This window comes from Dactylosporangium darangshiense, from assembly GCF_039537565.1.
In the GTDB taxonomy this organism is placed as follows: domain Bacteria; phylum Actinomycetota; class Actinomycetes; order Mycobacteriales; family Micromonosporaceae; genus Dactylosporangium; species Dactylosporangium darangshiense.
The window spans coordinates 207,176-234,044 of sequence record NZ_BAABAT010000014.1; the positions used below are offsets into that span (position 1 = coordinate 207,176).

General features: G+C 71.5%; 20 protein-coding genes. 15 read left to right on the forward strand and 5 right to left on the reverse strand.

All coding sequences use genetic code 11. The features are described from left to right. The first annotated feature begins 3 nt into the window (after window positions 1-3). The 4 genes from ABD901_RS25990 (at window position 4) to ABD901_RS26005 (ending at window position 5,017) form a co-directional block, all read left to right on the forward strand. Complete coding sequence (locus ABD901_RS25990; RefSeq protein ID WP_345129997.1) at window positions 4-1,206, forward strand: M24 family metallopeptidase; 1,203 nt, start codon at window positions 4-6, stop codon at window positions 1,204-1,206. Continuing rightward, window positions 1,203-2,228: an LLM class F420-dependent oxidoreductase gene (locus ABD901_RS25995; RefSeq protein WP_345129999.1), complete on the forward strand. Its 1,026-nt coding sequence runs from the start codon at window positions 1,203-1,205 to the stop codon at window positions 2,226-2,228. The genes ABD901_RS25990 and ABD901_RS25995 overlap by 4 nt, the downstream gene beginning before the upstream one ends. Continuing rightward, complete coding sequence (locus ABD901_RS26000) at window positions 2,225-3,721, forward strand: amidohydrolase family protein (protein ID WP_345130001.1); 1,497 nt, start codon at window positions 2,225-2,227, stop codon at window positions 3,719-3,721. Before ABD901_RS25995 ends, ABD901_RS26000 begins: the two co-directional genes overlap by 4 nt. Window positions 3,722-3,826: 105 nt before the next feature. After that, window positions 3,827-5,017: a M24 family metallopeptidase gene (locus ABD901_RS26005; RefSeq protein ID WP_345130003.1), complete on the forward strand. Its 1,191-nt coding sequence runs from the start codon at window positions 3,827-3,829 to the stop codon at window positions 5,015-5,017. On the opposite strand, the gene ABD901_RS26010 is transcribed toward ABD901_RS26005, so the two are convergent. After that, window positions 5,004-6,260 (reverse strand): PucR family transcriptional regulator, encoded by a 1,257-nt coding sequence (locus ABD901_RS26010; RefSeq protein WP_345130005.1) that lies wholly within the window; start codon window positions 6,258-6,260, stop codon window positions 5,004-5,006. The two genes, ABD901_RS26005 and ABD901_RS26010, sit on opposite strands and share 14 nt — an antisense overlap. A 190-nt stretch (window positions 6,261-6,450) precedes the next feature. Between ABD901_RS26010 and ABD901_RS26015 the strand changes: the two genes are divergently transcribed. The 9 genes from ABD901_RS26015 to ABD901_RS26055 are packed head-to-tail and all read left to right on the forward strand — an operon-like array spanning window position 6,451 to window position 16,463. Then, the gene (locus ABD901_RS26015; protein ID WP_345130008.1) at window positions 6,451-8,058 is read left to right on the forward strand and encodes an ABC transporter substrate-binding protein; all 1,608 of its coding nucleotides are present in this window, start codon (window positions 6,451-6,453) and stop codon (window positions 8,056-8,058) included. A 48-nt stretch (window positions 8,059-8,106) separates the two neighbouring features. Further along, the gene (locus tag ABD901_RS26020) at window positions 8,107-9,075 is read left to right on the forward strand and encodes an ABC transporter permease (protein ID WP_345130009.1); all 969 of its coding nucleotides are present in this window, start codon (window positions 8,107-8,109) and stop codon (window positions 9,073-9,075) included. A 2-nt stretch (window positions 9,076-9,077) separates the two neighbouring features. Next, on the forward strand, window positions 9,078-10,943 hold the full coding sequence (locus tag ABD901_RS26025; protein ID WP_345130010.1) for a dipeptide/oligopeptide/nickel ABC transporter permease/ATP-binding protein: 1,866 nt from the start codon (window positions 9,078-9,080) through the stop codon (window positions 10,941-10,943). Next, complete coding sequence (locus ABD901_RS26030) at window positions 10,930-11,724, forward strand: ABC transporter ATP-binding protein (RefSeq protein WP_345130012.1); 795 nt, start codon at window positions 10,930-10,932, stop codon at window positions 11,722-11,724. Before ABD901_RS26025 ends, ABD901_RS26030 begins: the two co-directional genes overlap by 14 nt. Next, window positions 11,721-12,941: a metal-dependent hydrolase family protein gene (locus tag ABD901_RS26035; RefSeq protein ID WP_345130014.1), complete on the forward strand. Its 1,221-nt coding sequence runs from the start codon at window positions 11,721-11,723 to the stop codon at window positions 12,939-12,941. Before ABD901_RS26030 ends, ABD901_RS26035 begins: the two co-directional genes overlap by 4 nt. A gap of 3 nt (window positions 12,942-12,944) precedes the next feature. Next, window positions 12,945-13,259 carry an NIPSNAP family protein gene (locus ABD901_RS26040; protein ID WP_345130016.1) on the forward strand — a complete coding sequence of 105 codons (315 nt, stop codon included), beginning with the start codon at window positions 12,945-12,947 and terminating at the stop codon, window positions 13,257-13,259. Next, window positions 13,259-14,263, forward strand: coding sequence for an LLM class flavin-dependent oxidoreductase (locus tag ABD901_RS26045; RefSeq protein ID WP_345130019.1), 1,005 nt, complete (start codon window positions 13,259-13,261; stop codon window positions 14,261-14,263). Before ABD901_RS26040 ends, ABD901_RS26045 begins: the two co-directional genes overlap by 1 nt. Further along, window positions 14,260-15,489 (forward strand): threonine synthase, encoded by a 1,230-nt coding sequence (locus ABD901_RS26050; RefSeq protein WP_345130022.1) that lies wholly within the window; start codon window positions 14,260-14,262, stop codon window positions 15,487-15,489. Before ABD901_RS26045 ends, ABD901_RS26050 begins: the two co-directional genes overlap by 4 nt. Continuing rightward, window positions 15,489-16,463, forward strand: coding sequence for an ornithine cyclodeaminase family protein (locus ABD901_RS26055; RefSeq protein ID WP_345130024.1), 975 nt, complete (start codon window positions 15,489-15,491; stop codon window positions 16,461-16,463). The genes ABD901_RS26050 and ABD901_RS26055 overlap by 1 nt, the downstream gene beginning before the upstream one ends. Before the next feature lie 80 nt (window positions 16,464-16,543). Here ABD901_RS26055 and ABD901_RS26060 read toward each other — a convergent pair whose 3' ends face one another. Next, window positions 16,544-17,008, reverse strand: a complete 465-nt coding sequence (locus ABD901_RS26060; RefSeq protein ID WP_345130026.1) for a MarR family winged helix-turn-helix transcriptional regulator — start codon at window positions 17,006-17,008, stop codon at window positions 16,544-16,546. 47 nt (window positions 17,009-17,055) lie between these two features. On the opposite strand from ABD901_RS26060, the gene ABD901_RS26065 reads away from it, so the two are divergent. After that, window positions 17,056-17,913 (forward strand): alpha/beta hydrolase, encoded by an 858-nt coding sequence (locus tag ABD901_RS26065; protein ID WP_345130028.1) that lies wholly within the window; start codon window positions 17,056-17,058, stop codon window positions 17,911-17,913. A 26-nt stretch (window positions 17,914-17,939) separates the two neighbouring features. Here ABD901_RS26065 and ABD901_RS26070 read toward each other — a convergent pair whose 3' ends face one another. Together ABD901_RS26070 and ABD901_RS26075 are read right to left on the reverse strand one after the other, a co-directional pair. Continuing rightward, entirely contained in the window at window positions 17,940-18,695 is a 756-nt protein-coding gene (locus tag ABD901_RS26070) for a DUF1295 domain-containing protein (protein WP_345130030.1), read from the reverse strand. Window positions 18,696-18,717: 22 nt separating this feature from the next. Continuing rightward, window positions 18,718-19,695 carry a LacI family DNA-binding transcriptional regulator gene (locus ABD901_RS26075; RefSeq protein ID WP_345130072.1) on the reverse strand — a complete coding sequence of 326 codons (978 nt, stop codon included), beginning with the start codon at window positions 19,693-19,695 and terminating at the stop codon, window positions 18,718-18,720. Between the two features lie 317 nt (window positions 19,696-20,012). Here ABD901_RS26075 and ABD901_RS26080 point away from each other — a divergent pair, with 317 nt between their 5' ends. Continuing rightward, window positions 20,013-25,586: a GH92 family glycosyl hydrolase gene (locus ABD901_RS26080; RefSeq protein WP_345130033.1), complete on the forward strand. Its 5,574-nt coding sequence runs from the start codon at window positions 20,013-20,015 to the stop codon at window positions 25,584-25,586. A gap of 85 nt (window positions 25,587-25,671) precedes the next feature. Here the strand turns inward: ABD901_RS26080 and ABD901_RS26085 are convergent, their stop codons facing one another. Beyond that, a complete protein-coding gene (locus ABD901_RS26085; protein ID WP_345130036.1) occupies window positions 25,672-26,625 on the reverse strand; it encodes a DUF5996 family protein in 954 nt (317 codons plus the stop codon). Window positions 26,626-26,869 lie beyond the last annotated feature (244 nt).

The window sequence follows — 26,869 nt, forward strand, 5'->3', positions numbered from 1 at the left end:
CCCGTGCTGATCAACACGGAACGCGCGACCGCACTGCTCAACGCCGAGGGCGTCGACGGCGTCATCGCGAGCACCCTCGAGAACAACTACTACCTCAGCGGCGTGTGGGTCCTTGGCCAGGAGATGTTCCCCCGGGATGACGAGTTCTACACCGTCACGACCGCCGCGGCGCCGGCCGCGGGCGTCATCGTCTCCTCCATCGGCGAGGCCGACCTGACCCTCGCCGCCTACCCGACGATCCGCGACGTCGTCACGTTCGGCACCTTCTTCCGCGACACCGTCCCCGGCGTCGCGCTCGACGCCGACGAACGGCGCATCCTCGACCTCACCGAGGCCCACACCACCGGCCGCTCGTCCGTCGATGCCATCGCGGAGGCGATCACGAAACTGGGCCTGGCCGAGGCGGTCGTCGCCGTCGACGAGCGCGGCCCGAAGCCCACGCTGCTGGCCGAGCTCGCCGAGCGCTTCCCCCGCGCCACGTTCAAGCCCGCGGCCGCGCTGCTGCGCCGCATCCGCGCGGTGAAGACGGCCCGCGAGATCGAGCTGCTCACCGGCGCGCTGCGCGCCACCGAGGCCGGCTTCCGGGCCGCCGTCGACCTGTTCGCCGAAGGCGTCACCGAGCGCGAGGTCAAGGCGGCGTTCGACAAGGCCGTCACCGCAGAGGGCGCGCGGCCCGGCTTCTGCCTCGTCCGGTTCGGCAAGGGCCTGGCACTCGGCCAGGTGCCGGCCGGCGACATCCCGCTGCGCCCCGGCGACTTCGCGTTCTTCGACATCGGCGTCGACTTCAACGGCTACAAGTCCGACATCGGCCGGCTCGTCTCCTTCGGAGAGCCCAGCGGCGAGACCCGCGCCCTGTTCGACGCGTCGAAGGCCGGGCAGCAGCTCGCCATCGACCTCATGAAGCCCGGCGCCGTCGCCCGCGACGTGTTCAACGCCGCTGTCGAGCGGGTCCGGGAGGCGGGCATCCCGACGTACCAGCGCCAGCACGTCGGCCACGGCATCGGGATCGAGTACTACGACATGCCGGTGCTCACCCCGAACGCCGACACCGTCCTCGAGGAGGGCATGGTCTTCGAGGTCGAGACGCCGTACTACCGGCTCGGCGTCGGTGGCGCCTTCATCGAGGACACCGTGGTCATCACCGGCGGCGGCACGCAGATCCTCACCGAGCTCGACCGCGACCTCATCGTCGTGGAGCCGCGATGAGCCTGCAGTTCGGGGTCAGCCTGCCGACCTGCGTCGAGGGCATGGCCTACCCGATCCGCTTCGCCGACCACACCGGCATCGCGCGCGTCGCCGCCGAGGCGGAGCGGCTCGGCTACGACTCGGTACTCGTCAACGACCACCTCAGCACGATGCCGTACGTCCGGGCCGGGTTCGACGAGCCGCCGCGGTTCTACGAGCCGATGGTGACGCTGTCGTACCTCGCCGCGCAGACCTCCACGATACGGCTGATGACCGGCGTGGTCGTGGCGCCGATGCGCGAACCGGTCCTGCTGGCCAAGCAGGCGTCGGTGCTCGATCAGCTCAGCGGCGGCCGGCTGATCCTCGGCGTCGGGGTCGGCGCCTACCGCGCCGAGTTCGAGTCGGTGCGCCCCGACTTCGCCGGCGTCCCCCGCGCCGAGCTCGTCGAGGAGTCCCTCGAGGCGCTGCGGCTGCTGTTCCGCGAGCGCGTCGCGAGCTACGACGGGCGCCACGTCCGGTTCAGCGATGTCGAGATGTACCCCAAGCCGGTCCAGCACCCGCTGCCTTTGTACTCCTCGGGCAACGCCGCCGGCACCCTGCGCCGCGCCGCACGGCTCTGCGACGGCTGGATGCCGGCCGGATTGCCGGCCGCCCGCCTCGCCGAGGGCGTGCGGACCCTGCGCGCCAACGCCGAGGCGGGCGGCCGCGACCCGGCCGCGATCGCGATCGCCCCGCAGATGGTGCTGTGCCTCGGCGACGACGCCGGGGACGCGATCTCGCGGTTCCGGGCGTCGCAGGTGTACGAGCACCTGGTGAGCCTCCGCGCCACCACGCTCAAGGGCATCGACATCGACGCTTACGTGTCGGAGAACCTCATCGGCGACGCGGCCGCGGTCACCGAGCGGATCGCGCGGCTCGCCGAGGCCGGCGCCGACCACCTCGCCGGGATGATCGTCGTGGCCAACACCGTCGACGAGATGCTCGAACAGATGCGCCGTTTCGCCGTCGAGGTCGCACCCGCCTTCCGCCGAAGCGGCACATGAGCGGGCACGAGGGCACCGCCCGGGACGTCGGCATCGGCCCGTTCCCGCGGCTCATCCTGCGTAACGTCATGGTCGTCGACGGCACCGGCGCTCCGCCGTACGGGCCGGCCGACGTCGTGATCGAACGCGACCGCATCGCGTCGGTGCACCTGCTCGGCCCGCCGACCGGGCCGCGGCTGCAGCCGGCGGAGCCGCCGCAGCCCGGCCCCGGCGGCCACGAGCTCGACCTCACCGGCCACTACGTGCTGCCCGGCTTCGTCGACGCGCACGGCCACATCGGCTGGCCCGGCCACGTGCCGGACGCGCAGTACGTGTACGACCTCTGGCTCGGCCACGGCATCACCACCGTGCGGGAGCCGGGCTGCTTCATCAACGGCCTCGACTTCGTCCGCGCCGAGGCCGACCGCAGCGCGCGCGACGACATTGCCGCGCCCCGCATCAGCCCGTACGTCGGCTTCGGTGAGGGCCACCCGGCCCCGTTCACCGACCCGAAGGACGCCTGCGCCTGGGTGCAGGGCGTCGCCGAGCGCGGTGCCGAGGGGATCAAGTTCTTCGGCTACCGCCGCGACGTCTACGCCGCGGCGCTGAAGGAGGCGAACCGGCTCGGGCTGGGCTCTGCGTGTCACCACCACCAGGGCTACGTGGCGCAGGCCACCGCCCTCGACTCGGCGCACTGGGGTCTGGGCAGCATCGAGCACTTCTACGGGCTGCCCGAGTCGATGCTCGCCGGTCGCCGTCTGCAGCGCTTCGCGCTCGACTACAACTACCAGGACGAGGCGATGCGCTTCGCCGACGCCGGACGGTCCTGGGCACAGGCCGCCGAGCCCGGCAGCCGTCAGTGGGACGACTTCGTCGACGAGCTCGTCAGCACCGGCGTCACGCTCGACCCGACGCTCAACGTCTACGTGGGTCTGCGCGACGCCGAGCGGGTGCAGACCTCCCCCTGGCACGCCGACTACACCGCCCCGCAGCTGTGGTCCTACTGGCAGCCGGACTCGGGCGCACACGGGTCCTTCTTCGAGGACTGGGGCACCGAGCCGGAGACCGTCTGGCGGGACGGATTCCGCCGCTGGATGGCGTTCGTCAAGGCCTACTTCGACAGGGGCGGCCGGGTGACCGTCGGCACCGACCCCGGCTCCATCTTCAAGCTCTTCGGCTTCGGCTACCCCGAGGAGCTGGAGCTGCTGCGCGAGTGCGGCCTCGAGCCGCTCGAGGTCGTGCGGGCCGCTACCCTGTGGGGCGCCGAGCTGCTCGGCTGGCAGGACCGCATCGGCAGTGTCGAGGCCGGCAAGCTCGCCGACCTCGTCGTCGTCGCCGAGAACCCGTTGGCCAACCTCAAGGTGCTGTACGGCCACGGCCGGCTGCGGCTGCGCGACGGGCGGGTCGAACGGGCCGGCGGCGTCGCCCACACGGTCAAGGGCGGCGTCCTCTACGACGCGGCTGCCCTGCGTGAACGCGTCCGCACGAAGGTCGCCGCGCTCAAGGCGCATTGACGGGCGTTCCCGGCGGCATCGTTGTCTGTTCCGACAGACGGCCGTCGGGCAACCCTGTGTGTCGAGACAGTGCGGGCCGCTCGCGCCGTCTGGTCAACTTGCGCGGTGACAGAACAGACAGCGGTGCTGGCGGGCCAGCGCGTCGCCCGGCTGCGTGAGGCGCTGCAGGACGCGCCGTTCGACGCGTTCCTGGCCGTATCGACGGCCAACGTCCTGTATGCGACCGGTTACCGCAGTATGGGCGGCTCGGTGTTCGGCCTGCCGACGATCGGCGCGTTCGTCACCGGCGACCGCACCGTCGTCGCCGGGCCGGTCGCCGACGCCGCGCCCGCCACCGATGCGGCCGTCGGAGGGATTGCCGTCGACGATTTCGTGCCCTACGGCCGGTTCTACTTCGAGTCCGACCGGCCTTTGCCGCTGGCGTTCACGCCCGACGCACACCGCGACGCCGTCGAGGCCATGGCGGCGGCCGCGCTGAGCGCCGGGATCGGCTCGGCGGTCATCGGGGTCGACAGTGCCGCCATCAACCCCAACGCGCTCGCCCAGCTGTCCCTCGCCCTGCCCGGCGCCCGGTTCGTCGACGCGTCGCCGTGGGCGTTGCGGGTGCGGGCCCGCAAGCTGCCGGGGGAGATCGCACTGCTCGAACGGGCCGCGCACCTGGCCGAGGACGGTGTCGATGCGGCCATCAGCGCCGCGCGGGTCGGCATGACCGAGCGGGAGCTGTCCTCGATCGTCGCGGGCGTCATCGTCGCCGGCGGCGGTGAGCCGAAGTTCGCGGTGTCGTCGTCCGGCCCGCACAGTGCCTTCGCCGACGTGTACCCCACCGACCGTCCTCTCGCGCCCGGGGACCTGCTGCGCTTCGACGTTGGCTGCGTCGTCGGCGGCTACTGGTCCGATATCGGCCGCACCGCCGTCGTCGGCGAGCCCGACGCGCTGCAGGCGAGCCGGTACGCCGCGATCCTCGCCGGGGAGGACCGGCAGCTCGCCGACGTGCGTGCCGGCGTGCCGGCGTCGACGCTGTTCAAGGCGGCGATCCAGGAGGTCGAGGCCGGCGGCATCCGCCCCTACCGGCGTCAGCACTGCGGCCACGGCATCGGCGCCGACGTCTACGAGCCGCCGATCGTCAACGAGGCCACCGACACCGCCGTCGAGGCGGGCATGACGTTCTGCTTCGAGACGCCGTACTACGTCGTCGGCTGGGGCGGCATGATGGTCGAGGACACGATCGTCGTGACCGACGACGGGCACCGCCGGCTGACCCGGACCGACCGGAGCCTGCGCGTCATTGCGGTGTAGCGGGCACCTCGGGCTCCGCGAGCAGGTCCTTGGCTCGCAGCGCCAGCGAGAAGCCGACGGCGTCATCGGGCTTGCGCAGGTCGTGGCCGGTCAGGTCGCGGATCCGGCGCAGCCGGTAGGCGATCGTGTTCACGTGCACCATCAGCCGTTCGGCGGTCAGTTGCACGGACAGGCTCTGCCCGAGGTACTCCCGGATGGTCTGCACCAGCATCGGGTGCGGCTCGAGGTTGCCCAGATAGCCGCCGATCAGCCGGCGGCTCGCGTCTGCGCTGTCGAGCAGCATCACGTCGATGGCCACGTCGCCGAACTCGACCACCTCGTGCTGGCGGCCCCGCCGCGCGGCGACCTCGAGCGCCGCAAGGGCCTGCCGGCACGAGTCCCGGGCCTCGAACAGGCTCGGGTAGACGTCACCGGCGCCGCCGACGACGTCCATGCGGAGCTGGCCGGGCATCACGGCCCGCCGGATCGCGGCGAGCGCGTCGCGGTCGGTCACCGGTACGAGCAGAATCAGCGCGTTGTCGCGGACCCCGGCGATGACCGAGGGCACCCGCGCCTCCCGTAGCCGCGCCTGGATGTGCCGGCGCAGCCGGGTGAGGTCCCGGGCCGGGTCCGCCGCGCCCGCCGACTCGTCGCCCCGGCGCACCATCAGCGCGATGGAGCGGTACGGCATGGCGGGGTTGGCGCCGATGAGCCGCGCCTGGGCGTCGATGTCGACCTGGTCGCCGACCGAGCTGTCGACGAGCCGCGTGACGAGCATGGCGATGCTGGCACCGCGGTCGAGCTCGAGCTCGCGTTGTGTGTCGAGGTACGCCTCGAAGGCGGTCCGCTCGACGCGGTCCATGATGGCGCTGATGGCCTGGATGCCACTGCGCTGCTCGGCGCTGTTGAACGCGGAGCGGATGCAGAACACGCAGAACGCGTCGACGAGCGCGCGCTCCGCGATGCGGAACGACTGGATCATCGCCGCCTGCGGCACGCCCTGCAGCGCGCGACTGCGGCCGAGCACCTCGAGGCGGCGCCGGTCGTCGTCGTCGATGTCGCGGCCGCTGTGCATGTATTCGAGCGTCCCCTGAATGTTCGGCCGCACGTGCTGTTCCAGGGCGCTGCGTTCCATCACGATGTCGCTGTAGGCGGGCACGGCGCGCCACACCTCGGCGGTGATCTGTTCCACCAGCAGGTCGAGCTCGCCGAGCAGATGCGCCCCCGCGAGCTGCACCGCGGTCGGTCCCAGCGCGTCGGTCACACGCGCCTCCTGTCCGCCCGGCGGTCGCGCAGGTGCGATATCCCGCCGAAACACGATCTCTGCCGAGCCGTTACCAGTATCCGGTTGCTCTGTCGATTCTGACAGGTTGCGCCGGGCCAAACCTGTGGTTTCAGACAGCGATCGGGCCTCAGGTCCGATGGTCTACTTGGGCATCCCCCAAGGAGGACCCATGCGTCTCTCACGCTCCCGACTGCTCGCATTGACCGCGGGTCTGGCGCTGTGCCTCACCTCAGCGGCATGCGGCGGGTCGGACGACGGCTCCGGGGCGGGCTCGGCGGACGTCGTCACCGACGGTACCTTCACGTTCTCGGTGGCGGACGACCCGGGCGCCCTCAACCCGATGCTCGGCTCGCGCACTGTCGCGGTCAACCTCTTCCGCTTCCTCTACGACCCGCTCGTCCACGCCGACGCCAACGGCAAAATTGTGTCCGGCCTCGCGTCGCAGTGGCAGGTGGACGGCGGCAAGGTGTCGTTCACCCTGAAGTCGGGCGTCACCTGTTCCGACGGCAGCCCGCTGACCGCCTCGACGGTCGCGAAGATGTTCGACAACGTCAAGAACCCGGCGAGCGCGTCGACCCTCATCGGCATCGCGTTGCCCAACAACAAGTTCACCGTGCAGGCCGACGACGCCGCGAACACGGTGACGCTGAACCTCGAGCAGCCGTACCAGTTCATCCTGCCGGCGCTGGAGTTCCTGCCGATCCCGTGCGGTGCGGGCGCGGCCAACCCGGCGTCGCTCGCCACCACGGCCAGCGGCTCCGGCCCGTACACGCTGACCGAGGCGGTCCCCAACGACCACTACACGCTGACCCGGCGTGACGGCTACACGTGGGGTCCCGACGGCGCGAGCACGGCGACCGCGGGCGCGCCCAAGACGATCGTGATGAAGATCGTCGCGAACGAGACCACCGCCGCGAACCTGCTGACCACCGGCGACCTCAACGCGGCCGCGATCAATGGCCCGGACCGGCAGCGGCTCACGGCCTCCGGGATGACGGCCAAGCAGTACAACTCCGGTGGCGCGATGATGCTGTTCAACGAGGGCAGCACGCGGATCACCGCGGACCCGAACGTCCGCAAGGCCATCGCGATGGCGCTCGACCGGCCGCAGATCGCCTCGGTGGTCACGCGGGGTCTGTCGAAGGAGCCGTCGAACAGCGTGGCCCCGGCCTCGCCGCAGGCGTGCCCCGACAGCGCGGCCAGCAGCGCCGTGCCGGGTACCAACGTCGAGGAGGCCAAGAAGCTGCTCGACACGGCCGGCTGGGTCGCCGGCTCGGGCGGTGTGCGGCAGAAGGACGGCAAGGAGCTCAACCTCAACGCGCCGTACCTGTCCACCTATGCGGGCAACCAGCCGGCGGCGGAGCTCATCGCGCAGCAACTGCAGGCGATCGGCATCAAGCTGACGCTGACCCCGGTCACGCAGGGCACGCTGTCGACCACGCTGTTCAGCACCGGCGACTACGACATCTGGCCGACGCTGGCCCTGTCCATTCCGTTCCAGTCCGGCGTCTTCGGGCTCCTCGGCGGGCCGTTCCCGCCCAACGGCACCAACGCCGGACATGTTGCGAACAAGACGTTCACCGACACCGCGACGCAGGCGAACCAGACGGTCGGGCAACAGGGCTGCGATTTGTGGATCACGGCGGAGCAGGCGCTGTTCTCCAACGTCGACGTGGTCCCGATCGCCCCGGTCATCACGAACTGGGTGACCACCAAGTCGTCCTTCTCGACGATGCAGGGCCGGATCATCCCGACGAGTATCCGCGTCACGAAGTAAGCACGCGTCACGAAGTAGGCAACATCGGAAGAAACGGACGGCGCTCTCGTGCTCGACACCCTCGAACGGACACATCCATGGCTCGCCTTCACCCTCCGACGAGCTGTGCGTCTGGTGGTCTCGCTGTTCGCCGTGGCCTCGGTGGTGTTCTTCATGATCGCGCTCGTTCCCGGCGACCCGGTGCGGGCGGCCCTCGGGCCGACCGCACCGGTGAGCCTCGTCGACCAGCGGCGCTCGGCGCTCGGCCTCGACAAGCCACTGCCGATCCAGTTCCTGGACTTCTGGCAGCGGCTGCTGTCCGGCAACCTCGGCAAGTCCATCGCCACGGACCGCCCGGTGGCGCAGACGATCGGTGAGCGGCTGGTCACCACGGCGACGCTGGTCGGCGTCGCGATCGCGCTGACGCTCGTGCTCGCGCTGCTGTTCGGGATGCTGATCGGCTCGCTGACGCACAACGGCCGCCGGCCGCGGACGCTGGTCGCGTTCACCGTCGTCAGCAGCGCCCTCAACACGATCCCGTCGTTCCTCATCGGCATTGTGCTGGTGTTCGTCTTCGCCGTCACGCTGCGGGCGCTGCCGGTGGCCGGCTCGACCGGCTGGCGCTCGCTCGTCCTGCCCGCTTTCGCGCTGTCGATCGGGCCGGCCGCGGGCCTCGCCCGGATCGTGCGGGCCCAGACGGACCTGGTCCTGGGGGAGGACTACATGACCGTGGCGCGTGGCAAGCGGCTGCCCTGGCGGCTGCTGTACCTCCGCCACGCGCTGCCCAACCTGCTCACCGCCGCGCTGACGATCGGCGGCCTGCTGCTCGGCGTGCTCGTGGCCGGCAGCGTCGTCGTGGAGAGCGTGTTTGCCCGCGCCGGGCTGGGCACGGCCATCATCCAGGCCATCATCGACCGCGACTACCCGCTCGTGCAGGGCGTGCTGCTGGTGCTCGCCGCCGCGGTCCTGCTCGTCAACGTCCTCGTCGACGTGCTGCTCGGCATCGTCGACCGGCAGTCCCTGATCGGCCGGAGCTGACGATGCGAAGCCTTCTGCGCAAGGCCAACCCGATCACCGTGACCGCCGCGGTCGCGCTGCTGCTGCTCGTCGTCCTCGCGGTCGTCGGGCCCTGGTTCTGGTCCGACGCCGCCGAACGCACCGACGCGGTCAACGCCAGCGCCGGGTTCTCCGGCGAGCACTGGTTCGGCACCGACCAGCTCGGCCGCGACCTGTTCGCCCGCACGCTCGTGGCGACCCGGCTGTCGCTGCTGCTCGCCGTCACCGCCGCCGTCATCGGCATGGTCATCGGCATCCCGCTCGGTATCCTGCCGTCGGTGCTCGGCGGGCGCGTCCGCCGGCTCGTCGCCGGGTTCATCACCGCGTCCGTGGCGCTGCCGGGGCTGCTGCTCGCCCTGTTCGTCAACACCATCATCGGCGTCGGCGCGACCGGCGCGGTCATCGGCATCGGCATCGCCAACGCGCCGACCCTCGCCCGGCTGGCGCAGACCACCTCGGCCGGCGTCGCCAGCCGCGACTACGTCGCCGCGGCCCGGATGCTCGGCGCGAGCCGGTTCACGCTGCTGTTCCGGCACATCCTGCCCAACGTCGCCGAGCCGCTCATCCTCACCGGCACCATGTCGGTCGGCTGGTGCCTGCTGGAGATCTCCGCGCTGAGCTTCCTCGGCCTGGGCGTGCGCGCGCCCTCCTACGACTGGGGCGACCTGCTCAACCAGGGCCTGCAGGGCATCTACGTCAACCCGATGGGCGCGCTCGGGCCTGGCCTGTTCGTCGTCCTCGGCGGGCTCGCGTTCGCGCTGCTCGGCGAGTCGGTGACCAGCCTCGCTCGCCGGGTGCCACGGCTGCGCGGCGCGCCCGCCGCGGCACCGGCCGCGGCCGGGACGCCCACCGACGACGTCCTCGCCGTGAGCGGGCTGCACGTGCAGTACCCGTCCCGCGACGGTGCCCCGCTCGACGCCGTCGACGACGTCTCGTTCACCCTGCGGCCGGGCGAGCGGGTCGGCATCGTCGGCGAGTCCGGCAGCGGCAAGAGCACCACCGTCCTCGGCCTCGCCGAGCTCATCGCCTACCCCGGCCGGGTCACCTGGCGCGAGCTGCGCATCAACGGAGCCGACCTGGCTACCGCCTCGCCGCAGCAGCGCCGCCGCCTGCTCGGCGCGTCCCTCGCCCTGGTGTCACAGAACCCGATGACCGCGCTCAACCCGGCGCTGCGGGTCGGCCGGCAGCTCGCCGAGGTCGCCCAGGTCCACCTGGGCAAGAGTCGTTCGGCCGCAAACGAGTTGGCGGTGCGCCAGCTGGAGCACGTGCAGATCACCGACCCGGCGCGGCGCGTCCGGCAGTTCCCGCACGAGTTCTCCGGCGGCATGCGCCAGCGGGCCGTCATCGCCATGGGCCTCATGGGCGAGCCGCGGCTCATCCTGGCCGACGAGCCGACCACCGCCCTCGACGTCACCGTGCAGCGGCAGGTGCTCGACCTGCTCGAGCGGCTCAACGCCGAGACCGGCGCCGCGCTGCTGCTCGTCTCCCACGACATCGCCGTCGTCACCAACCGGTGCGAGCGGGTGCTGGTGATGTACGGCGGGCGCGTCGTCGAGGACGCCTCCGCCGACGAACTGCTCGCCGGGCCGGCCCACCCGTACGCGAGGGCGCTGATGGCCGCCGTGCCCACGATGACGAGCGAGCGCGACCGCGCCCTCGCCACCATTCCCGGCCGCCCGCCGAGCCTCGCCGAGATGCCGCCCGGCTGCTCGTTCGCGCCCCGCTGCCCGCTCGCCGACGACCGATGCCGCACCGAGCAACCGCCGCTGGTCGAGCTGTCCGCCACCCGACGGGTCGAGTGCTGGCACCCGCAGCCGCAACACACCGGGAGCGTCCGTGAACACGCTTGAGATCGGGGGCCTGACCGTCGCGTACGGCCACGGCCGGCACGCCGTCACCGCCGTCGACGACGTCAGCCTGGCCGTCGCGCCCGGCAAGGTGTACGGCCTCGTCGGCGAGTCCGGCTCCGGCAAGTCGACCCTGGCCCGCGCCACCGTCGGGCTCATCCCCGCCGCCGCAGGCACCATCACGGTCGCCGGGCAGCGCGTCGCCGGGGAGAGCCGCCGCGCCAGGCAGGAACGGGCCCGGCGGGTCCAGCTCGTCTTCCAGGACCCGTACTCGTCGCTCGACCCGCGCATGACGATCCGGCAGATCATCCTCGAGTCGCTGCGGCTGCGCACCGACCTCGCCGCCGGCGGCGCCGACGCCGAGATCGCCCGGCTGCTCGAGCTGGTCAACCTGGAGCCCGCCTACGCCAGGCGGCTGCCCCGCGAGCTTTCCGGCGGGCAGCGGCAGCGGGTCGCCATCGCCCGCGCGCTCGCGGTACGGCCCAAGCTCATCGTCGCCGACGAGATCACCTCCGCGCTCGACGTGTCGGTGCAGGCCCATGTCCTCAACGTCATCCGCGAGATCCAGCGTGCCGAAGGGCTGTCGATGCTGTTCATCTCGCACAACCTTGCGACCGTGCGGTACATCTCCGACGAGATCGGCGTCATGTACCGCGGCCGGCTCGTCGAGTCGGGCCCGACCGAACGGGTCGTCGAGGCACCAACCCACGAGTACACCCGGGAGCTGCTGCGGGCCGTGCCCGTCCTGCGGGTCCCGTCATCGCCATTGGAGGCAGCCTCATGAGTATCGTCATCCGGGGCGGCCGGGTCTTCGACGTGGTCACCGGCGAGTTCCAGGCGGCGGACGTCGTCCTGGACAGCGAGCGCATCACGGGCGTTTCGGCGGGGCTCGACGCCGACGTCGAGTTCGACGCCACCGGCCTCACCGTGCTGCCCGGGCTCATCGACGCCCACGTTCACGTCATGGTCCCGTACTTCGACACGGTACGGCTGATGGAGACCCCCTTCTCGCAGTTCTTCTACTACGCCGAGCAAAACCTGCGTAAGACCCTCGACATCGGCATCACCTACGTCCGCGACGCAAACGGCGCCGACCTCGGCGTCCAGCGTGCCGTCGCCGAGGGGATGGTCGAGGGCCCCGACCTCGACATCTCCGTGCAGGCCCTCGGCCAGACCGGCGGCCACTCCGACTTCTGGATGCCCAGCGGCCTGTGCGTGCCGCTGCTGCCGGTCCACCCGGGCCGGCCCGACGGCGTCGTCGACGGCCCCGACCAGATGCGGCTGCGGGTCCGTGAGGTGATCCGGGCCGGCGCCGACGTCATCAAGCTCAACGTCTCCGGCGGCGTCATCTCCCCGCGCGGCAACCCGCGCCATCCGCAGCTGCGACCCGACGAGATCGCCGAGGCCGTCGCCGAGGCCAACGCCGTCGGCATCCCCGTCATGGCGCACGCGCACGGCACCGACGGTGTCAAGAACGCGCTGCGGGCCGGGGTCCGCTCCATCGAGCACGGCACGTACCTCGACGACGAGTGCATCCAGCTGATGCTCGACAACGGCGTCTGGCTGGTGCCGACCCTCGGCGTCGTCGGCGCCCTGCTCGACGGGATCGCGGCCGGCGCCAGCATGCCCGACGCCGTTGTCGCCAAGCTGCGCGAGGGCCGCGATGCTCACCTCGCCTCCGTCCGCCGGGCCATCGAGGCGGGCGTGCGGATCGCGATGGGCAGCGACGCCGCCGCCCTCGGCCACGGCCGCAACCTCGGCGAGCTCGCCGAGATGCACGCCCTCGGCATGGCGCCCGCCGACGTGCTGCGCGCCGCCACGATCTCGGCCGCCGAGCTCATGCAGCACGGCGACCTCGTCGGCTCGGTCGAGGCCGGCAAGCGCGGCGACCTGACCCTCGTGGCCGGCGACCCGTTCGACTTCAAGGCGTACCCCGGCAACGTCCGCGCCGTGTTCAAGCGCGGCGTGCAGGTCCGCGACTACACCGATCTCGGGAGGTAACAGGTGATCGTCGAGTTCCGCACCTACCGGCTGCACCCCGGCAAGCGCGACGAGTTCGTCGCGTTCTTCCAGGAGGAGGCCCTGCCCCGCATGCAGGCGGTCGGCATGAACATCACCGGGGTGTACACCTCCATCGAGGACCCCGATCTGTTCGCCTACTCCCGTACCTGGCAGAGCGAGGAGGAGAAGGCCGAGAAGTGGCAGGCGTTCTACGAGAGCGACGCCTGGCTCGGCGGCATGTTCGACAAGTCGATGTCGCTGCAGCAGAGCTTCACCGCCTTCTTCGGCACGCCCACCGACAAGTCCCCGAACCGCTGATGCGCTTCGGACTCGCCGTCCCCACCGGCACCGAGGGCATGATGTACCCGGTGCCGTACGCGGACCCCGACGACGCCGTCCGCCTCGCCGTCGAGGCGGAGGCGCTGGGCTTCGACTCGGTGTGGGGCAACGACCATGTCAGCACGCAGGCCTACGTGCGCGCGGAGTTCGACACGCCGCCGCGCTTCTACGACCCGTACCTCTACCTGTCCTACGTCGCCGCCCGTACCACGACGATTCGCCTGGCGACCGCCGTCACGGTGATGACGTTCCGGCACCCGGTAGTCGCCGCGAAGATGGCGTCCACATTGGACAACCTGTCCCACGGCCGGTTCATCCTGGGCCTCGGCATCGGCGCCTACCGCGAGGAGACCGAGGCGATGTTCCCGGGCACCAGGATGCACCGGGGCGACTACGCCGACGAGTTCATCCAGTCCATCAACGTCCTGCTGACGGAGCGGTCGGCGAGCTTCTCGGGGAAGTACATCAGCTTCGCCGACGTCGAGTCCTACCCGAAGCCCGTGCAGGCGCGGCTGCCGGTCCTGTCCGGCGGGAACGCGCCCGGCTCCAAGCAGCGGGCCGCGCTGCACGGCACCGGCTGGATTCCTGCCGTGCTCACGCCCGCGGAGGTGACCGCCGGCCTGGCGGAGATCCGCTCGATCGCCGCCGCCGCCGGCCGGACGCTCCCGGACGACTTCGAGGTCGCTCCGCAGCTGTCCGTGTCGATCGGGCGAACCCGTGAGGAGGCGTGGGAACGCTTCGAGCGCTCGCAGCTGTGCCAGCACATGCTGTCGCTGTCGAAGTCGACGCTGCGCGACCAGCAGGGCGCGTGGGCCGAGCGGAACCTGATCGGCACGCCCGACGAGATCCGCGAGCGGGTCCGGCAGTACGCCGACGCCGGCGTCACCACCCTCGCCGGGCTGCTGTTCGCCGCCAACGACGTGCCGGAGACCCTCGACATGATGCGCGAGTTCGCCGAGACCGTGATTGCGGGGGACGCGTGACCTACACCGGGGTGCTGCAGTGCCGGCGCTGCGGCACCGAGCGGCCCGACACCGACCCCTACGCACCATGCGCGCCCTGCCTCGCCGAGGGCGTCCATGCCAACCCGTTCCCCGTGTACCGGCTGACCGGCGCCGACTGGCACCGCGACCCGGCGCGGCCCGGCGTCTTCGGCTGGCAGCACCTGCTGCCGCTGCGCCCCGGCACCGCTCCGGTCTCCCTCGGCGAGGGCGGCACGCCGCTGCTCCCGCTGACCCGGACCGCCTCGCGCCTCGGGCTCCAGCGGTTGTACCTCAAGGACGAGTCCCGCAACCCGACGTGGTCCTACAAGGACCGGCTGATCGCCGTCGCCGTCGCCCGCGCCGTGCAGGACGGAGCGGAGACGGTCGCCGTGGCCAGCACCGGCAACCACGGCGCGGCCGCGGCCGCCTACGCCGGCGCCGCCGGGCTGCGCTGCGTCGTGCTCACCCTGGAGTCGGTGCCGCTGACGATGAAGGTCCTCATGCAGAGCTACGGCGCCCACGTCGTCGCGCTGCGGCAGGCGCCCGACCGGTGGAAGGTCCTCGCCGAGGGCGTGCGGGCCCGCGGCTGGGTACCCCTGTCCGGTTACCTCAGCCCGCCCGCGGGCTCGAACCCGTTCGGCGTCGACGGCTACAAGACGATCGCCTACGAGATCGTCGCTTCGCTCGGCACGGCACCGGACGTGCTCGTCGCGCCGGCCGCCTACGGCGACGGGCTCGCCGGCATCCGCCGCGGCTTCGAGGACCTGGTCGAGCTCGGCGTCGTCCCGCGCGTGCCCCGGCTCGTCGCGGCCGAGCCGTTCGGCCCCTACGCCGACGCGCTCACGCACGGCTTCCGGCCCGGCGCCACCGTGCCGGCCGGACCGACCGTCGCGTTCTCCGTCGGCACGCCGGTCGCCACCTACCAGGGGTACGCGGCGTTGTCCGGCGGCGCGGCGGCCACTGCCACCGATGAGGAGATCATGGCGAGCCAGCTGCGGCTGGCCCGCGAGGAGGGCGTCTACCTCGAGGCGTCCTCGGTCCTGCCGGTCGCCGTGCTGGGCAAGCTCGTCGCCGGCGGCACGGTCGGCCCGGACGACACGGTTGTGCTCCTCGGCACGTCGACCGGCCTGAAGGACATCGGCGCGACCGCCGCGCTGCTGCCCGCGGTCCCGGTCATCGAGCCCAGCCTCGAGTCCCTCGACGCAACCCTCCGACAGGGGTCGTGATGCTCGTCCTCTCCGAAACCGACCTGCGGCAGCTGCTGCCACCCGTCGAGTGCATCCCGGTCATGCGCTCGGCGCTGGCCGACCTGGCCCGCGGCGAGGTTCACCAGCCGGTCCAGCGCCCGGTACTCATCCCGCCGAGCGCCGCCGGTTTGATCGCCGCGATGCCCGCATACACCGCCACCCCGTCGGCGGCGTTCGGCCTGAAGGCCGTCTGCGTCTTCCCCGGCAACCCGGCCGCGGGCCTCGACGCCCACCAGGGCGCCGTCCTGCTGTTCAGCGGTACCACGGGCGAGCCCCTGGCGATCCTCAACGCCTCGACCGTCACCGAGCTGCGCACCCCGGCGGTCACCGCAGTCGCCACCGACCTGCTGGCCCGCCCCGACGCCGCCGAGCTGGTCGTCGTCGGTGCCGGTGTCCAGGCCGTTGCCCATGCGCGGGCCCTGGCCGGTGTCCGTCCCTTCCGCCGCATCCGCCTGGTCGCCCGCGACGCCGCCCGGACCGCGGCGGCCTGCGCCCGGCTCGCGCCGGAGCTCGACGTCCCGGTCGAGGCGGCCTCCTCGCTGGCGGACGCGGTGGCCACCGCCGACGTCGTCGTCACCGCCACGACGTCGAAGACCCCGCTCCTCGACCGGTCGTGGCTGCGCCCGGGCACCCACGTCAACGCGGTGGGCTCGTCGATCCCCTCGACGAGGGAGATCGACACGGCCACCATGGCGGCGGCGACCCTCTTTGCCGACGCGGCGTCGTCGATGGCGGTGGAAACCGGCGACTACCTCTTCGCCGCGGCCGAGACGGCGATCGAGATCAAGGCATCCATCGGCGATGTCCTCGCCGGCACCGCCTCCGGCCGCACCAGCGCGGACGAGCTCACCCTCTTCAAGTCCGTCGGCCTGGCGGTCGAGGACCTCTACGCCGCCCGGCACGCCTACAACCTGGCCGGGTCCCGGGGCATCGGCACCCGCATCACCCTCTGACGCTGTCCGGCATCGACCCCTGGCCGGCGCGGCCACCGTTCGTACTGCCCCTGCCGGCCATCCGCGGGCGGTCCGACCGGCTACGGCGCCTGAGGGGTTCGCGGCGCCGGTTCCGGCCGGAGCAGCAGCCGATCGATGTCGGCGGCGAAGCGGGCGAGGTCGCGTTCGCCGAGGATCGGGGCGGCCCGCGTTCGCAGTTCGTCGCGGATGATGCTCGAGCCGGCGGCGACCATGCGTTCGCCTTCGGCGGTGAGCTCGAGGACGGACGACCGGCGGTCGGACGGGTTGTCAATGCGGCGCACCCAGCCGCCGCGTTCGAGGCGGTCCGCCGACTTGCTGGCGCCGCCGACGCTGATGCCGAGCCCGTCGGCGATCTCCTGGACGCGGCAGCCGGGATTCGCCGCGATGACCCGCATCGGTAGCAGGGCGATCAGCAGGAGGTCCAGCTCGCGGCGCAGGCGGGCGTCGACGGCGGTGAAGAGGTCCACCTGCAGCCGCACGATGCGCTCGAAGAGGACGGCGAGATCTACGTCACCTTCGGACATGTGTATTCTCAGGAAGATATATCGCAGGAATCATGTTTCCAAGGTACATGACTCCTCTCGACGCGCAGAAGATCACCGAACACGTCCAGCGCCAGCGCGCCTTCTTCACGGACGTGTTGGCCGCCCGGCCCGTCCCGGGGGACGTCCGGCTCCGCGACACGGAGCTCGGCGGCATCCCCGCCCTCGAGGTGACGATCCGACAGACCCGGCCGCGCGGGACAACGCTGTGGCTCCACGGCGGCGCCTTCGTGGCCGGCTCGCCGCGCAACGCGCTCGCTCCCGCGGCGAACGTCGCCCGCGTCTCGGGCACCCGGGTGCTGTCGGTCGACTACCGCCTGGCGCCCGAGCATCCGCATCCCGCTGCCGTCGACGACGCGCTCGCCGCGTACCGGGCGGTGCTCGACGAGGTGCCGGTCGGCGAGCTCGCCGTCGCCGGTGAGTCGGCGGGCGGCACCCTCACGCTCGCGCTGCTCGTCGCCGCGCGCGACGCCGGACTGCCGCTTCCGCGGGCGGCCGTCGTCTTCTCGCCGGCCAGTGACCTCACGATGGCCGGCCGGAGCTTCCGCACCAAGGCGGAAGTCGATCCGGTGGTGAGCGTGGAGGCGCTGCAAGCCGCATTCCAGGCGTACCTCGGCGAAACAGATGCGACTCGTCCGCTCGTCAGCCCGCTGTTCGCCGACCTTGCCGGGCTGCCGCCGACGCTGATCCAGTGCGGCTCGCACGAGGTGCTGCTGGACGACTCGACCCGGCTCGCCGCCCGGCTCGCGGCGGCTGACGTCGCCGTGGCGCTCGAGGTCACCGCGGGCATGTCGCACGTGTTCCAGGCCCGAGGCCCCGAACTGCCGCAGGCCGCCGAGGCGCTGCGGAGCGCCGGCCGGTTCGTCCGTCACCACCTGGGCGGCTGAGTCCCCGGCATGTGGGCCGGCACCGGCTACAGCAGGTGGGGCAGCAGCGCCCGGCGCTGTGGCGGGTAGGTGGGGAACTGCTCGTGGTACCAGCGGTGGTTGGCCAATGCGCGGGGCGCAAGATTGGCGGTGGTGTACAGGGCGAATGCCAGCCCGGGCAGTGACCAGGTGGCCAGCGCCCAGCCGAACCATTCGACGATCTCGCCGGTGTAGTTGGGCGAGGACACCCAGCGGAACGCGCCGCCGTGCGGTATCCGGTAGCCGGTCTCGCCCGGGCCGCGTAGCCGGCGCAGCCGCCGGTCGGCGTCGAGGTTGACGGCCAGGCCGCCGAGGAACAGTACGGTGCCGGCGAGGAAGCGTGGGTCGGCCAGCCAGCTGGTCGGGTAGTGGCCGAGGTCGCCGATCCAGCGTGCGTTGACGTACGCGTTGAGCGTGTTGAACGCGATCGCCATCGCCATGATGCTGACCGGCATGCGGGCGCCGGTGCGCATGAGCAACGGGTACACGAGCGTGCGCTGGAGGTAGTGCAGTTGCCACAAGGTCAGCAGGACCAGCGGCACGACAGCGGCCTTGTGCGCGCCGGTGAGGTACACGATGAGGAACCACAGGACGGCCGGCGACTCCATCACGAGCCAGCCGACCCGCGCGGGCACGGTCGGGCCCCAGCCGGGGCGGCCGTGGCGGCCGTAGGGCGCGGTCAGGAAGCGCAGCCCGACCACCGTGGCCACGGCGAGGGCCAGTTCCAGCAGGACGAGCCACAGGTACGGGCCGGGGGCGGGCACGGGCCGAGTCTAAACAGGATTTTCAGCGGTTCGGAAGGCCGCGGGCCACCAGCTCGGTGGGGAGCACCACCGTGTGCGGCCAGGACTGGTCGCCGTCGATCCGGCGGAACAGCAGCTCGGTGGCGGCGCGGGCCAGGACGCCCGCGTCGTAGGCGATCACCGTCAGCGGGTACGGCACCAGGCGGGCCAGGTCGAAGTCGTCGAACGCCAGCAGCGCGGCGTCGCTGCCGCGCCGGTACAGCTCCTCGATCACGCCGAGGGTGATCCGGTTGTTGAGGCTGAAGAAGGCCGTCGGCGGGCCCGGCTGCTCGAGCAGCTCCGCGACGACGCGGCCGGCCGCCGCCGGGTCGCGCACGCCGTCGCGGACCAGCCGGTTGTCGTACGGCGCGCCGGCCTCCACCAGCGCGTCCTGCGCGCCGTCGAGCCGCTCGCGCATCGTGTAGACGCCGATCGAGTCGAGCAGCACGGCGACCCGGCGATGGCCCGCCTCGACGAGCCGGCGCACCCCGGCCCGCGCGCCCCCGCGGTTGTCGAGCAGCACCGTGTCGGCCCGCAGGTTTCCGGCCGGCCGGTCGAGAAACACCACGGGCGTGCCGAGCTCGACCTCGGCGCGCAGGAACGAATGGTCGTGGCCGGCCGGCACCACGAGCAGCCCGTCGACGCGGCGGGCGCACATGTCCCGCAGCAGCTGTTGCTCGCGCGCCGGGTCCTCCTCGGAGCTGGCGATGATGAGCATCGTGTCGCGCTGCCGGGCCATCTCGGCGGCCGCTCCCGCGATCGTCGCGTAGAACGGGTTGGCGATCTCTTCGATGAGCAGCCCGATCGTGGCGGTCGCCTGCCCGGAGCGCAGGGAGCTGGCCAGATGGTTGCGCCGGAAGCCGAGCTCGGCCACGGCGGCGAGCACCCGCTCGGCGAGCTCGGGCTGGACGTGCGGCGCGTCGTTCACGACTCGCGACACGGTCTTCAGGCTCACTCCGGCCCGGGCGGCCACGTCCGCCATCGTGGGCCGCCTCGTACGGACCAGGTCGCTCGTCACACGACAGACGATAGCGGCGCAGGGGTGGTCCTTGACAACGTTGGCAAGGCGGCGTGGGCCCCTTGTTCGATTTCGTCGCTTCCGTCCGGCCGGTTTGTCTCGGCCCGGAGGGGATGAGCTGCAGCGTTCATCGCCATTTCCGGATGGTTACGCGGATGTATCTTGACAACGTTGTCAGGCGGCGAAAGGCTGGCGATCTCCAACGGACGCGCCCCCTGCGCCCGCGATCACCCCCTGGAGTTCCCATGAAGGTGCCCATCGGCGCCCCAGTAGGTCCCCCCGTGTCCCGCCGACGGTTAGCCGGAGCAACCGCACTCCTGCTGCCGATCGGGCTGCTCGTTGCCGCAACCACCGCGAGCGCCGCGCCGACGGCCGGCGACTTCAGCTCCTCATTCGAGACCAACGACCCGCGACCGCCGGCGAGCACCGTCGAGGTCGGCGCGAACGGCAATCCGGTTCAGGGCAACCTGAGCGGATCGAGCCCCACCGGACTGCCCGGCAGCCTGCTCAACCAGGTCAGCGCGGTGACCGCGAGCGCCGAGAACCCGCCGAACGAAACCGCGGTCATGCTCAAGGACGGCAATCCGTCCACCAAGTGGCTGGCGTTCAATCCGACCGGCTGGGTCGCCTACCGGCTCTCCGGTCCCGCGGCGGTCGTGAAGTACTCGCTGACCTCCGCGAACGATGCGGCGACCCGCGATCCCAAGGACTTCACGGTGCAGGGGTCGAACGACGGCAGCCAGTGGACGGACCTCGACCGGCGGACGGGCCAGTCCTTCAGCGGGCGGTTCGCCACCAACACCTACAGCTTCACCAACACCACCGCGTACAGCTACTACCGGCTGAACGTCACCGCGAACTCCGGTGACTCGCTCATCCAGCTCGCCGACTGGGACATCAGCGACGGCTCGAACGCCAGGCCGCCGGCCACCCCGATGGTCAGCGTCGTGGGCTCCGGCCCGGTCAGCGGCTACAACATGAAGCCGAGCGCCGGGTTCACCGGGGTGGCTTCGGTTCGGTACTCCGGCGGCGCCGAGGCCGACGGCCGCTCGTACGCGACCAACAAGCTCTTCGACGTGAACATCCCGGTCGGGCCGAACAGCCGGCTGTCCTACAAGATCTTCCCCGAGTACACCGGGCAGGACGCCCAGTACCCGTCCACGTACGCCGCCGTCGACCTGCACTTCACCGACGGCAGCTACCTCAGCGGGCGCTCTGCGGTCGACCAGCACGGGTACGCACTCACCGCCGCCGGGCAGGGCGCCTCGAAGGTGCTCTACGCCGACCAGTGGAACGCGGTGCAGTCCGACATCGGCGCCGTCGCCAACGGCAAGACGATCGACCGCATCCTGCTCGCCTACGACGACCCGCAGGCCACCGCCGCGACCCGGTTCCAGGGCTGGCTCGACGACGTCACCGTGGCGGGCACGCCGGCCTCGATCGACGGCTCCAGCCTGACGAACTACGTGGACACCCGGCGAGGTACCAACGCGTCGGGCTCGTTCTCGCGCGGCAACGACCTGCCGATCTCGGCGGTGCCGAACGGCTTCAACTTCTTCACGCCGGTCACCAACGCCACGTCCAACTCGTGGGAGTACGAGTACCAGCGGGCCAACAATGCGGCCAACCTGCCCATGCTGCAGGGCCTCGCGATCTCGCACGAGCCCAGCCCGTGGATGGGCGACCGCAACCAGATGTCGGTCATGCCGGTGGCCGCCGGCGGGTCCCTCACCGGGGCGCCGAGCAACCGGCAGCTCGCCTTCAGCCACAACGACGAGACCGCGCAGCCGGACTTCTACCGGGTCAAGCTGAGCAACGGCCTGGTCGCGCAGATGTCGCCGACGGACCACGGCGGCATCATGCAGTTCACCTTCCCCTCGGGGCAGGCCACCGGCAGCCTCGTGTTCTACAACGGCACGTTCACCATCGGCACGGACGGCACCTTCACCGGCTGGGTCGAAAACGGCAGCGGCCTGTCGGTCGGGCGCAGCCGGATGTTCGTGTCCGGGACGTTCGACCGGGCGCCGACGGCCTCCTCGGCCACGTCCGCCACGTTCGACACCTCGGCGAACCCGGCGGTGACGCTGCGCATCGCGACGTCGTTCATCTCCGTCGACCAGGCCCGCAAGAACCTCGACCTGGAGGTCACCGGCCGAAGCTTCGACCAGATCCGCGCCGCCGCGACCGCCGCGTGGAACGACCGGCTCGGCCGCGTCGACGTCCGCGGCGCGACCGAGACGCAGCGGGTGACGCTGTACTCGAACCTGTACCGCCTGAACCTGTACCCGAACTCGCAGTCGGAGAACACCGGCACCGCGGCCGCGCCGCACTGGCAGTACGCCAGCCCGGTCTCGGACCCGACCGGCACGTCGAGCGCCACCACCACCGGCGCGAAGCTCGTCGACGGGCAGATCTACGTCAACAACGGGTTCTGGGACACCTACCGCACCGTGTGGCCCGCGTACTCGCTGCTGTACCCGGACGTCGCGGCGAGGGTCGCCGACGGGTTCGTCCAGCAGTACCGCGACGGCGGCTGGATCGCCCGCTGGTCCTCGCCCGGCTACGCCGACCTGATGACCGGCACCAGCGCGGACGTCGCGCTCGCCGAGACGTACCTCAACGGCGTCAAGCTGCCCGACGCGATGAGCGCGTACAACGCGGCGGTCAAGGACGCGACCGTCGCGTCCGGGCGCAGCGGCGTCGGCCGCAAGGGCATCGAGACGTCGCTGTTCCTCGGCTACACGCCGACCTCGACCGGCGAGTCGGTGTCGTGGGCGCTGGAAGGGTTCATCAACGACTACGGCATCGGCAACATGGCCGCCGCCCTGGCCAAGGACCCGGCCACGCCGAAGGCGGACCGCGACCGGCTCAAGGAGGAGTCGGAGTACTTCCTGCAGCGCGCCCGCAACTACGTCAACCTCTTCGACCCGAACACGAAGCTGTTCCAGGGCCGCGGCGCCAACGGCAACTTCCTCAACGGCAACCCGCTGGACTGGGGCGGCGTCTACACCGAGACCGACGGCTGGAACTTCGCGTTCACCGCGCAGCAGGACGGCCAGGGGCTGGCCAACCTCTACGGCGGGCGGCAGGGGCTGCAGCAGAAGCTCGACGAGTTCTTCGCCACGCCGGAGAACGCCGACCACCCCGGTGGCTACGGCGGCACGATCCACGAGATGCTCGAGGCTCGGGCGGTGCGCATGGGCCAGCTCGGCATGAGCAACCAGCCGTCGCACCATATCCCGTACATGTACGACTACGCCGGCGCGCCGGCCAAGACGCAGGCGATCGTCCGCGAGATCATGCAGCGGCTCTACGTCGGCAGCGAGATCGGCCAGGGCTACCTGGGTGACGAGGACAACGGCGAGCTGTCGTCGTGGTACGTCCTGAGCTCGCTGGGCCTCTACCCGTTGCAGGCCGGCTCGTCCAACTGGGCGATCGGCTCGCCGCAGTTCACCCAGATGACGGTGCACCGCGCGAGCGGCGACATCGTCGTCAACGCGGCGGACAACAGCACGAAGAACGTGTACGTGCAGAGCGTCAAGGTCAACGGCAAGAAGCAGAAGGAGGTCTCCATCGACTCGTCGGTCTTCGCCAAGGGCGGGACGATCGACTTCCAGATGGGGCCGAACCCGTCGTCGTGGGGCACCGGCAAGAACGACGCGCCGCCCTCGCTGACCAACGGCAACGCGGCGCCCAAGCCGCTGCAGGACACCACCGGCCCCGGTCTCGGCACCGCGACCGCGACCGGCGGGCAGGACGCGTCGAAGCTGTTCGACGACTCCTCGACCACGCAGATGACGTTCACCTCCGGTGCGCCGCAGATCAGCTGGGCGTACCGCGGCGACAAGCAGAAGCCGACGTACTACACCCTCACCTCGGGTGCCAAGGCCGGCGACCCCGCCGACTGGAAGCTGCAGGGTTCCAAGGACGGGATCACCTGGAGCACCGTCGACTCCCGCAGCGGCGAAGTGTTCCCGTGGCGCAACCAGACCCGGCCGTTCCGGATCAGCCACCCCGGGAAGTTCACGCAGTACCGCCTGGTCGTGACGAAGACCGTGGGCGCCACGCAGGCGAACCTGGCCGAGATCGAGCTGCTCGCCGGCGGCGACGTGGACCTCGGCGGCGGCGACGTCACCGTCAGCTCGGTGGGCACCGTGTACGCGATGTCCGAGGCCCAGGTGTCGGTACCGCTGGCCAGCGTCACCGGCGGCACCGAGGGCGGCTACCAGGCCACGATCGACTGGGGTGACGGCTCGCCGGTCAGCACCGGCACGACGAGCCTGAGCTCCCGGGCCGTGTACAACGTCAGCGGCTCGCACACCTACGCCAAGCCCGGCTACTACCAGGCCGCCGTCACGGTGACCGACGGCAGCAGCCAGGACACGGCGACGGTCGGCGTCGACGTCGGCTACACGCCGAGCTCGAGCCTCACCGCCGCGTTCGACACCGTCTGCATCGGCGACGAGGGCGTCCTCGCCGCGAACTGCGACGCCAAGAACTGGGCGTACTCCCGGGCCGCACTCGCGGCGGCCGGCGTGACCCAGGGCCAGCAGCAGACGGTTCCCGGAACGGCGCTGCACTTCACGCTGCCGCAGACCCCGGCCGGCCGGCCGGACAACGCGACCGGCAACGCCAACACGATCGTGCTCAACCTGCCGTCCGACGCCAAGAGCATCTCGTTCGTCGGCGCCGGCACGCAGGGCAACCAGAACACGACCGGCACGGCGACGTTCAGCGACGGCACCACCGCCAGCATCCCGATCCAGATGAGCGACTGGACGCTCGGCGGCAACCCGAACGGCACGCCGTCCTACGGCAACATCGTCGTGGCCAAGACCGCGTACCGACTGCTCGGCACGAGCCGGGACGGCGCCCAGCCGTTCCTGTTCGCCACCGCGCCGTACCAGATCCCGGCCGGCAAGACGCTCGTCTCGGTGACCCTGCCGGCGCAGACGGGCGACCCCGGCTCGGCGGGCCGGATCCACGTGTTCGCCATCGCCAACGACGGCACGCCGCCGGCGGCCCTGACGACCACGGCCCCGAAGGACCAGACGGCCACCGCCGGGCAGGCGCTCAACGCCACGCTCGGCACGGTGAGCGGTGGCGTCACCGACGCGACCGGCTACCACGCCCGCGTCCAGTGGGGTGACGGCACGGTTCCGCAGGACGCCACGGTCGACGCGTCCGGCGCGATCAGCGCAGCGCACACCTACGCGCAGAACGGCACCTACACGGTGCACGTCACCACGTGGGACACGCTGTCGAGCAGCACCGCGACGTTCACCGTGACGGTGGCGCGAACCGGGTCGCAGCCGGCGATCTCGGCATCGGCATCCGTCGCCGCCGGGGACACGATCACCGTCAACGGCACCGGCTTCGCCGCCGGCGAGCAGGTGAGCGTCACGCTCGACGCGGTGCGCACCGTGACGGTCAAGGCCTCCGCGGCCGGCGCGGTCCACGCGTCGCTCGCGGCGCCGAGCGACGCGGAGCCCGGCCTGTACGCCGTCACCGCCGAGGGCGCATCCTCGCAGGCCCCGGCGACGGCCACGGTCGAGATGACCGAGGCGGCCCAGTCGGCCTACCGGCCGGAGGTGACCCTGTCGGACACCGAGGGCCCACGCGGCACGGCGATCACCGTCGACGGTTCCGGGTTCGCCCGGAACGAGGCGGTCACCATCACCTTCGGTGACGGCCTGCACACCATGACCGTCCACGCGAACGGCGACGGCGTCATCTCCGGCGCGGTCATCAGCGTTCCGGGTGCGGCGGTACCGGGTTCGACCAGCCTCACGCTGGCGGGCGCGGACTCGGGGGCCAAGGTTGAGCTGCCCTTCATGGTCACCAACCAGGACTGACCCGAGATAGTCGAAGCCGCCGGTGGGCGGGCCCTCATCACGGCCCGTCGACCGGCGGCTTTCTCGTGCAGCCGCCGCCGGGTGCTCACGTCATCGACATCGCCCGGCGATGGCTGGGCGGCATCGGCGGCGTCCATTCGAGCACCTCGCGCGGCCAATGCTGAAGCCGTGCACCCGCTTCGTACGTACTCTGGGCGAAGTCGAGAATCGCCTGGCGCGGGTCATCCGCCCGCCGGACGTCGTCGTAGCTCAACACGAACTCGCCGAGGTCGGCATCGAAGTAGGCCGAGGCCGGACTGACCGGCTGGTCGCTGATTCCCGGCGGCTGCGGATAGGTGTAGGAGTAGAAGAGCGGCTGCTCGACGCGCGTGCCGTTGAGCCACTTGCCGCCGGGCCAGAAGCCGAACGAGCTCTGCTCGGCGGTGTAGCTGAACCGGGTGATCGTGTCGGCATTCGGCGGCGGGTCGGCGGGCCGGCCGGAGTAGCGCGTCGTGGCGAGGTCGAACGAGCCCCAGTAGAACTGGACCGGGCTGGCCTTGCCGGTGAAGCGGGCCCGGAACTCGTCGAAGATCCCCTCGACCTGGCACATGACGTGCCAGTACTGCTCGACCTGGGCCGGCTCGTACGTGGAATGCACGGTGTCCTTGTCGAACGGGATCGGATCCACTACTTCCACCGGGCGGGTCCAGATCGGCACGGGCCGCCCGAGGTCGTCCAGCGCCGTCATCGTGTCGGTGTAGACGTCCCGCACGGACCGCCCCAGCCCGACGGTGCGCCGCCGGCCGTCCTCGGTGTCGATGTGCAGCACGTGGTCGACGAGGTCGAGGTCCAGCTCGAAGGTACCGGCGGCGTGCGGAATCGCCGCGGTCCGCAGCCCTCTGGCGGAAGGCTCCAGCGCAACTTGCCACCAGTGGTTCGTCATCGGCCGCAACGCCAGCGAGATCTTGCCGATGATCTGGGTGTACATGTGCAGCGTGTCGTATGTGGGTTCCCAGTCGCTGACCGGAAGCGCCGGCCAGTGCTGTCGCTGATCGCTCATCTCTGCCCGCTGCCCGCCCCCGACCCGATCATGCGTCGGCGCGACACCGCGGCACCCCCGCCCCGCAGGCCCGGTCGAAGGTCACGCGCTTCGGCTCCGTCGCACCGCCTTCGGCGCGGGCGGACGGGCCTCCGGGACGCCCCGGGCGCGCAGCGCGCGGCCGTCACCGCAGCGGGGCCGCCCGGCGCCGCTGCTGGAGGGGCAATTGTCAGTCAGATTTCCTGACTGGCGTCGGTCGATGTTA